This window comes from Streptomyces sp. P5F9 (assembly GCF_057961495.1).
The window spans coordinates 1-8316 of record NZ_JBXVPZ010000430.1 but is presented as its reverse complement, the minus strand read 5'-3'; the positions used below and the strand labels follow the sequence as shown (position 1 = coordinate 8316).

The following is an 8316-nucleotide window of genomic DNA, read 5'->3' as shown; positions in this document are numbered from 1 at the left end:
GGAGAACTGGAGTGGGGGGACGGGGAGTTGAGCGGTGGGTGCCTGACTCAGGCGTTGACGGCCGGGATCACCTTCGACCCGTAGGCGTCGATCGTGGCCTCCTGCGCGTCGTGCATGTCGTAGACGGCGAACTGGTCGACGCCCAACTCGCGCAGGGCGTTGAGCTTTTCGATCTGCTTCTCGGCCGATCCGATGATGCAGAACCGGTCGACGATCTCGTCGGGCACGAAGGCCGTGTCGGGGTTGTCGGCACGACCGTGATGCGAATAGTCGTACCCCTCACGGGCCTTGATGTAGTCCGTGAGTTCCTCGGGTACGGCGGCGGAGTGCGCGCCGTACTTGGAGACGAGGTCGGCGACGTGGTTGCCGACCATGCCGCCGAACCAGCGGCACTGGTCGCGCGCGTGGGCGAGCGCCTCGGGTGAGTCGTCCTCGGTGACGTAGGCCGGGGCGGCCACACAGATCTTGACCTCGGACGGGTCACGCCCGGCGGCGACGGCCGCGTCCTTCACCGCCTTGACCATGTACTCGGTGAGGTAGAGGTCCGAGAGCTGGAGGATGAAGCCGTCGGCCTCCTCGCCGGTCATCTTGAGGGCCTTGGGGCCGTACGCGGCCATCCAGACCGGGAGTTGGGCGTCCTCCTTGGCCCAGGGGAACTTGATGACCGTGCCGCCGAGGTCCGCCTCCTGGCCGGAGCCCAGCGCCCTGATGACCTTCATGGCCTCGCTGATCCGGGCCAGGGTGTTGGGAGTTCGGCCCGCGACGCGCATCGCGGAGTCGCCGCGGCCGATGCCGCAGACCGTGCGGTTGCCGAACATGTCGTTGAGGGTGGCGAAGGTGGAGGCGGTGACCTCCCAGGTGCGGGTGCCCGGGTTGGTGACCATCGGGCCGACCGTCAACTTCGTGGTGTTGGCCAGGATCTGACTGTAGATCACGAACGGCTCCTGCCACAGCACGGCGGAGTCGAAGGTCCAGCCGTAGGTGAAGCCGTTGCGCTCGGCGCGCTTCATCAGGCTGATGACCCGCGAGGCCGGCGGGTCGGTCTGCAGGACGAGTCCGAAGTCCATGTGCGCCACTCCTAGTTGAGGTACTGACTGGTGGAGCGCGGGGTGTAGACGCCGTGGCCCGCGTGCCCGGTGTACTCCCGCTCGGTGATGACGAGTTCGCCGCGCGAGAGGACGGTCTCGACGCGGCCGGTGAGGCGCTTGCCCTCGTAGGCCGAGTAGTCGACGTTCATGTGGTGCGACTCGGCGGAGACGGTCTGCTCGGCGTGCGGGTCGTAGATGACGACGTCGGCGTCGGCGCCCGGGGCGATGGTGCCCTTCTTCGGGTAGAGGCCGAACATCCGCGCCGGGGAGGCGCAGGCGATCTCGATCCAGCGGCGGCGGCTGATGTGCCCGTCGACGACGCCCTGGTGGAGCAGGTCCATACGGTTCTCGACGCCCGGCATGCCGTTGGGGATCTTCGAGAAGTCGCCCCGGCCCAGCTCCTTCTGGCCCACGAAGCAGAAGGGGCAGTGGTCGGTGGAGACGACCTGGAGGTCGTTGGTGCGCAGGCCCTGCCACAGCTTGGCCTGGTGCTCCTTGGGCCGGAGGGGTGTGCTGCACACGTACTTCGCGCCCTCGAAGTCGGGCTCGGCGAGGTTGTCCGTCGACAGGAACAGGTACTGCGGACAGGTCTCGCCGAAGACGGGGAGCCCCTCGTCGCGTGCCTTGGCCAGTTCCGCCACCGCCTCCATCGCGGAGACGTGCACGACGTAGAGCGGGGCGCCGGCGACCTGCGCGAGCTTGATGGCGCGGTGGGTGGCCTCGGCTTCGAGGAGGGCCTTGCGGACCTCGCCGTGATAGCGGGGGTCCCTCTCGCCGCGGGCCAGCGCCTGCTCGACCAGCACGTCGATCGCGATGCCGTTCTCGGCGTGCATCATGATCAACCCGCCGTTGTCGGCAGCGCGTTGCATGGCGCGCAGGATCTGGCCGTCGTCGCTGTAGAAGACGCCCGGGTAGGCCATGAACTGCTTGAAGGAGGTGACGCCCTCCTGCACCAGCAGGTCCATCTCCTTGAGGGTGTCCTCGTTGACGTCGGAGACGATCATGTGGAAGCCGTAGTCGATGGCGCAGTTGCCCTCGGCCTTGGCGTGCCAGGCGTCGAGGCCCTCGCGGAGGGCTCCGCCGACGCTCTGGATGGCGAAGTCGACGATGGTCGTCGTACCGCCCCAGGCGGCGGCCCGGGTGCCGGTCTCGAAGGTGTCGGCCGCCTTGGTGCCGCCGAACGGCATCTCCATGTGGGTGTGGGCGTCGACACCGCCCGGGATGACGTACTTCCCGGTGGCGTCGATGACCCGCTCGGCGGTCCACGCGTCGGCCGTCGGCGTACCGGAGGTGGCTAGGGCTGCGATACGGCCGTCTTCGATCAGGACGTCGGCGTGGAGTTCGTCGGACGCGGTGATGACTAGGCCGCCGCGGATTACGGTACGGGTGCTCATTGTTTTGACTCCGCTGGATTGTGGTCTGGTGCGGGTCGGTGGGGGCTGGTCGCGCAGTTCCCCGCGCCCCTAAAAACGGGGCGCGGGAACCCTGCGTGTTTTACGGTGCGGTCAGCGGGCCGTACGCGTCCGGGCGGCGGTCGCGGTAGAACTGCCAGCGGTCGCGGACTTCGCGCAGCTTGGCCAAGTCCAGGTCGCGGACGACCAGTTCGGGCTCCTTGTCGCTGGCCACCTCGCCGACGAACTGGGCCTCCGGGTCGACGAAGTACGTCGTCCCGTAGAAGTCGTTGTCGCCCAGTTCCTCGACGCCGACCCGGTTGATGGCACCGACGAAGTACTCGTTGGCGGCGGCCGCAGCGGGCTGCTCCAGCTGCCACAGGTAGGCCGACAGGCCGCGCGAGGTCGCCGACGGGTTGAAGACGATCTCCGCACCCGCGAGGCCCAGCGCACGCCAGCCCTCCGGGAAGTGCCGGTCGTAGCAGATGTAGACGCCGATCTTGCCGACCTTGGTGTCGAAGATCGGCCAACCGCTGTTGCCCGGGCGGAAGTAGAACTTCTCCCAGAATCCCGGCACTTGGGGGATGTGGTGCTTGCGGTACTTGCCGAGGTAGGAGCCGTCCGCGTCGATCACGGCGGCCGTGTTGTAGAGGACGCCGGGCTGCTCCTCCTCGTACATCGGCAGGATCAGGACGATGCCGTGCTCCTTGGCGAGCGCCTGGAAGCGCTTGACGATCGGGCCGTCCGGGATCGCCTCGGCGTACTCGTAGAACGCCTTGTCCTGGACCTGGCAGAAGTACGGTCCGTAGAACAGCTCCTGGAAGCACAGGACTTGAGCACCCTGCGCGGCCGCGTCGCGCACCGCCTGCTCGTGTACCTGGATCATGGACTCCTTGTCGCCCGTCCAGGCTGTCTGGAAGAGAGCGGCACGAATCACTGTGCTCATCGGGACCTCCGGTCGCTAGGTGTGCGAGGAGCCTAGGAAGTCCGGAGGGGGTCTTTGAGTTGCACGGTGTCACGTCTGCGGACGCCCGGCGTTCCACGGTGTCACCCTGTCGTGGCCGCATGTTTCACCGCCGTTTTCGCAGGTAGTCCCATGTTTCACCCCTGTTGCGCGTCGTGCGCGAGGAGCGCGATGTGCACCGAGGCGGCCTGCTCGAAGTCGTCGAGGTCGACCCCGAGCCGCCCTTCTATGGCCTCCAGCCGGCGGTACAGCGCGGGCCGCGACACATGGTGGAGCTGCGCGGTGCGCGACTTGTTGCGGCCGGTGGCCAGATACGTCCGCAGTACGGCGAGGAGGTCCTCGTCGGCCGCGCACAGCAGCCCGTCCAACTCCCGCTCGGCGAACGACTGCACCTGCGGGTCGTCCCGCAACAGCCTTATCAGGCCGCGCAGATGAACGTCCTTGAGGCGTACGACGGCGGGGAGTTCGAGGGCGTCGCTGGAGTCGGCCACGGCGTCGGCGACGTGCTGTGCCTCGCGCAGACCGGCGGGCACGTCGTCCCAGACGATGCGCTGCCCGGCGGCGGCCACGACCGCCTTCAACGCCCCCGACTCGGTGCGCAGCCGGCTCGCGAAGTGCGCGGCGAGGGCGTCCGCGTCCTGGTCGCGGGGCAGGCTGAGCAGCACGGCGGTGACTCCGTCGGCCAGTTCGGCGACGAGTCCAGGGAGCCCCAACAGCCGTAGCACCCGGTCGAGTTGGGCCGTGTCGCCGTCGCGTACGACCATCGGGACGAAGGTGCGCCGGTTGACCGGGAGTCCGGCCGCGCGGGCGCGGGGCAGGAGCTGGCGGGCCGGTACGACTCCGCTCGCCAGGTCGGTCATCAGGCTCTGCGCGGACTGTTCCTCCCAGGTGTGGGCGGAGCCGCCGAGCATGCGGTGCAGGACGAGGGCCTCGGCGGCGCGGTCGGCGAGGAGGCGGCCGGTGGCGGTGTCGCCCCGGTAGCCGCACAGCATGATCTGACCCCAGCGCTCCCCTCGCCCGCCCAACTCTGCGCGGATCCAGCCGTCGCCCTCGCTGCCGCCGGCCTGCCGGGAGATCCGCTCCCAGTCGCGCAGCACGTCGTCCACGGCCGACCGCTCCCCCGCCGTGGCGAGGACGCGGTGCGCGAGGTTGGTGACGACGACCGGACAGGCGCTGTGCGCGGCGACCTCGTCGAGCAGGCTCTGCAGCGGGGCGCCGCCGGTGATGAGCCCGGTGAGCGCGGTCCGTACCGCCTCGGAGAGGCTGACGGCGGCGAACTTCCGCCGTACCAGCCGGGATTGGACCTCTTCCGTCAACTCCGCGAAGGGGAAGGGCCGGTGGAGCACCACCATGGGCAGCCCGCACCGCTCGGCCGCGCGGCGCATCACGTCCGGCGGGGCGGGGAACGCCCGTCCCAGGCCCAGGACGACGGCGGATGCCTCCGCGCGGTGCAGGGACTGGATGTACTCGGCCTGCGCGGCCTCGTCACCGGCGAGGAGCACGCCGGTGGTGAGGACCATCTCGCCGCCGGTGAGCATCACGCCGACGTCGGCGGCCTCGGCGACGTGCACCCAGCGCACGGGCCGGTCGAGTTGGCTCGCGCCGGCCACCACCTCGGGTTCCCCGGCGAGGACCCGTTCCAGGCCGAGGACCTGGCGCACCGACAGGGCGGGCTCCAGGGGGTCCAGGGTTCCGAGGGTTCCCAAGGTGGCGGTCATGACGGTCTTCCCTTGTTCAGCGTGTGCGCTACTGCGTGCTACTCAGAGCCCGTTCGAGGATCGCGGCGCCCTCCTCGGCCTCCGCGACGGTCAGGGACAGCGGTGGGGCGACACGCAGGGCGCTGGTGTTGTGTCCGCCGCCCTTGCCGATCAACAGGCCGCCCTCGCGGGCCGCTTCGAGCACGGCGGACGCCGCGTCCGGGTCGGCCTCGTCGGTGCCGGGCTTGACCAGCTCGATGCCGATCATCAGTCCGCGCCCGCGTACTTCCCGTACGCCGGGATGCTGTGCGGCGACGGCCCGCAGCCGCTCGATGAGGAGGCCGCCGACGCGGCGGGCGTTGCCCTGGAGGTCGTGCTCCAGCAGATAGGCCAGGTTGGCGAGGCCGGCCGCCATGGTGATCTGGGTGCCGCCGAAGGTCGAAATGCTGTTGGAGTCAAGGCAGTTCATGATGTCGGCGCGGGCGACGACACCGCCGATGGACATGCCGTTGCCGATGCCCTTGGCGAAGGTGAGGATGTCCGGCGGACCGTTCTCCGCGTGTGCCTGCCAGCCCCAGAAGTGGTCGCCGGTGCGCCCCCAGCCGGTCTGCACCTCGTCGGCGATCCACAACACCCCGCGCTCGGCGAGGACTTCACGGAAGGCCGCGTACAGGCCGTCGGGCGGGGAGGTGAACCCGCCGACGCCCTGGACGGGTTCGGCAATCAAGGCGGCGGGCGGACGCACATGCCCGAGCAGATCCTTCAGATCCTCGACACAGGCCGCGATGAACTCGGCGTCGTTCAGGTCGGCGTAGGGGCCGCGCGTCCGGACACCTCCGTGGACGTACAGCGTCTGGAGCGGGGACAGCGAGGTCGGGGACCAGCCGCGGTTGCCGGTGATGCCGACCGAGCTGAAGGAACGGCCGTGGTAGCTGTTGCGCATGGCCAGGATCTGGTTGCTCTTGCGGTACGACGTCGCCAGCATCAGGGCGGTGTCGTTGGCCTCGGTGCCCGAGGTGGTGAAGAAGACGCGGGCGTCGGGGATGCCGGACAACTGGGCGACGCGCTCGGCGAGTTCGACCATCGGCCGGTTGAGGTAGAGCGTGGACGAGTGGACGATCCGCCCGGCCTGCTCGCTCACCGCCTTGGTGACCTCGGGGAGCGCGTGTGCGGTCATCGTGGTGAGGATGCCGCCGAAGAAGTCGAGGTACTTGTTGCCCTCGGCGTCCCAGACGTGCCGGCCCTCGCCGTGCGTGATCTCCAACGGGTCTTGGTAGTACAGGGCGAGCCAGTCGGGGAGCACGTCCCGGTGGCGTCCCAGCAGGTCCTTGGTCACGGCTGCACCAACCCTTCGTAGGCGTCGGGACGCCGGTCGCGGTAGAACGCCCACTGCTGGCGGACTTCCTCGATCAACCCGAAGTCCAGGTCGCGCACGAGGAGTTCCTCGTCCTTGTCGCCGGCGACGTCGCCGACGAACTGGCCCCGCGGGTTGACGAAGTACGACGTCCCGTAAAAGTCGTTGTCCCCGTACTCCTCCTGTCCCACACGGTTGATCGCGGCGATGAAGTACTCGTTGGCGACGGCGGCCGCGGGCTGCTCCAGCTGCCAGAGGTAGGCGGAGAGACCCCGCGAGGTGGCGGACGGGTTGTAGACCAACTGGGCGCCGTTGAGGCCGAGTTGACGCCAGCCCTCCGGGAAGTGCCGGTCGTAGCAGATGTAGACACCGACCTTGCCGACGGCGGTGTCGAAGACGGGCCAGCCCGCGTTGCCCGGCCTGAAGTAGTACTTCTCCCAGAAGCCCTTGACCTGCGGGATGTGGTGCTTGCGGTACTTGCCGAGGAAGGTGCCGTCGGCGTCGATCACGGCCGCGGTGTTGTAGTAGAAGCCGTCCTGCTCGATCTCGAAGACCGGGACGACGATCACCATGCCGGTCTCGCGCGCGAGCTGTTGCATACGACGTACGGTCGGCCCGTCGGGCACCGGTTCCGCCCAGCTGTAGTGCTCGGGTTCCTGGACCTGACAGAAATAGGGGGCGTTGAACACCTCCTGGAACCCGATGATCCGGGCGCCCTGGCGGGCCGCCTCGCGGGCGTGTTCCTCGTGTTTCGCCACCATGGACTCGGTGTCGCCGGTCCAGGTGGCCTGGACCAGAGCGGCGCGTACGACGTTGGCCATGAGCTGCTCCTTCGACGGGACGCCAGAGCCTCTACGCCCGTAGACAAGGCCGTAGAGGGATGAACGTAAGCCTCCGGAGGAGCCTTGCCAAGACCATCGTCGTTAACCCGCGGAGTCGATCGTGTTTCACCCTCCGGTGGGTGAGCCGCTGGGCCGCCTAGGCGGATCCGATGAACTCCGTGCAGTGCAGCGCCCCGACAGGGGCGCGGGGAACTGCGCGACCAGCCCCCACCGACGCGCGGCCAAAAAACCACGCACCCACCCGCTAACCCAGCGGAGCGCTCACGCGCTGAAGCCCGCCACCCGCAAGGCATGCACCAGATCCCAGTGGCACTCGTCCGAGGCGCCCTGCGCGGCCTCCAGCAGCAGCGGAACCAGCTGCTGCGGGTCGGCGGCGACGCTGCGGGCCGCCTCCTCGGGGGTGCGGACCCGGACGTAGGCGTCGAGAAGCGCGTGGATCTCACGGCGGCGCCCCTCCGCGGCCAGTGCGAGCACGGCCTCGCCTATCTCGCCCGCCGGGCGGGCCACGCCCTGCCGCAGGATCTGCTCACCGTCCGCCGTACGGCCCGCCGCGACCAGTGCGTCCGCCGCGCCGACCAGCCGGTCGGCGGGCAGCGAGGCGGCCTCCCACAGCAGCGTCGCCCAGTCCGCGCCGAGCCCGGCGCGCTGCAGCTCGGCCGCGAGCAGCGGGAAACGCGCGGCAGGCCAGTACGCGGCCTCCACGAGCAGCGCGTGCGCCTCGCCGCTACGGCCCTCGCGCCGCAGCCCCACGAGCCGCCGCACGGCCTCCACGGTGCTCTGCCGCGCCTCCGCGTCCAACGGCTCCCGCTTGGGCTGCGCCCGCTCGACCGGCCGGGCGGCCCCGGCGAAACGGGCTCCGCGCGGGGTCCGGCGAGCGGCGGGCGCGGGAGCGGGGAGTTCCGGTACGACGGCTGCGGGGCCCGGGGCCGGGGTGCCGGCGTCGTCCTCGGCCAGGCCGGCGAAGCGGGCACTGCCTCGAC

Annotated in this window: 6 protein-coding genes and 1 pseudogene; all 7 read right to left on the bottom strand. The window is 69.8% G+C overall.

Annotation, left to right across the window (positions count from 1 at the left end; all coding sequences use genetic code 11):
* Positions 1 to 47: 47 nt before the first annotated feature.
* On the bottom strand, positions 48 to 1067 hold the full coding sequence (locus AC31A1_RS41370; RefSeq protein WP_489658239.1) for a TIGR03842 family LLM class F420-dependent oxidoreductase: 1020 nt from the start codon (positions 1065 to 1067) through the stop codon (positions 48 to 50).
* 11 nt (positions 1068 to 1078) lie between these two features.
* Positions 1079 to 2482, bottom strand: coding sequence for a dihydropyrimidinase (hydA, locus tag AC31A1_RS41365; protein ID WP_489658238.1), 1404 nt, complete (start codon positions 2480 to 2482; stop codon positions 1079 to 1081).
* A 100-nt stretch (positions 2483 to 2582) separates the two neighbouring features.
* Entirely contained in the window at positions 2583 to 3425 is an 843-nt protein-coding gene (locus AC31A1_RS41360) for a nitrilase-related carbon-nitrogen hydrolase (RefSeq protein WP_352110940.1), read from the bottom strand.
* Positions 3426 to 3580: 155 nt separating this feature from the next.
* Entirely contained in the window at positions 3581 to 5161 is a 1581-nt protein-coding gene (locus AC31A1_RS41355) for a PucR family transcriptional regulator (RefSeq protein WP_489658237.1), read from the bottom strand.
* Between the two features lie 28 nt (positions 5162 to 5189).
* Positions 5190 to 6476 (bottom strand): aspartate aminotransferase family protein, encoded by a 1287-nt coding sequence (locus tag AC31A1_RS41350; RefSeq protein WP_489658236.1) that lies wholly within the window; start codon positions 6474 to 6476, stop codon positions 5190 to 5192.
* Positions 6473 to 7315, bottom strand: a complete 843-nt coding sequence (locus AC31A1_RS41345; RefSeq protein ID WP_489658235.1) for a nitrilase-related carbon-nitrogen hydrolase — start codon at positions 7313 to 7315, stop codon at positions 6473 to 6475. Before AC31A1_RS41345 ends, AC31A1_RS41350 begins: the two co-directional genes overlap by 4 nt.
* A 282-nt stretch (positions 7316 to 7597) precedes the next feature.
* Positions 7598 to 8316: pseudogene (locus AC31A1_RS41340) on the bottom strand (hypothetical protein); the annotation flags it as partial.

Coding starts and splice junctions, on each gene's coding strand:
- AC31A1_RS41370 (WP_489658239.1), bottom strand. CDS start 1,067: ATGGACTTCGGACTCGTCCTGCAGACCGACCCGCCGGCCTCGCGGGTC.
- AC31A1_RS41360 (WP_352110940.1), bottom strand. CDS start 3,425: ATGAGCACAGTGATTCGTGCCGCTCTCTTCCAGACAGCCTGGACGGGC.
- hydA (WP_489658238.1), bottom strand. CDS start 2,482: ATGAGCACCCGTACCGTAATCCGCGGCGGCCTAGTCATCACCGCGTCC.
- AC31A1_RS41355 (WP_489658237.1), bottom strand. CDS start 5,161: ATGACCGCCACCTTGGGAACCCTCGGAACCCTGGACCCCCTGGAGCCC.
- AC31A1_RS41345 (WP_489658235.1), bottom strand. CDS start 7,315: ATGGCCAACGTCGTACGCGCCGCTCTGGTCCAGGCCACCTGGACCGGC.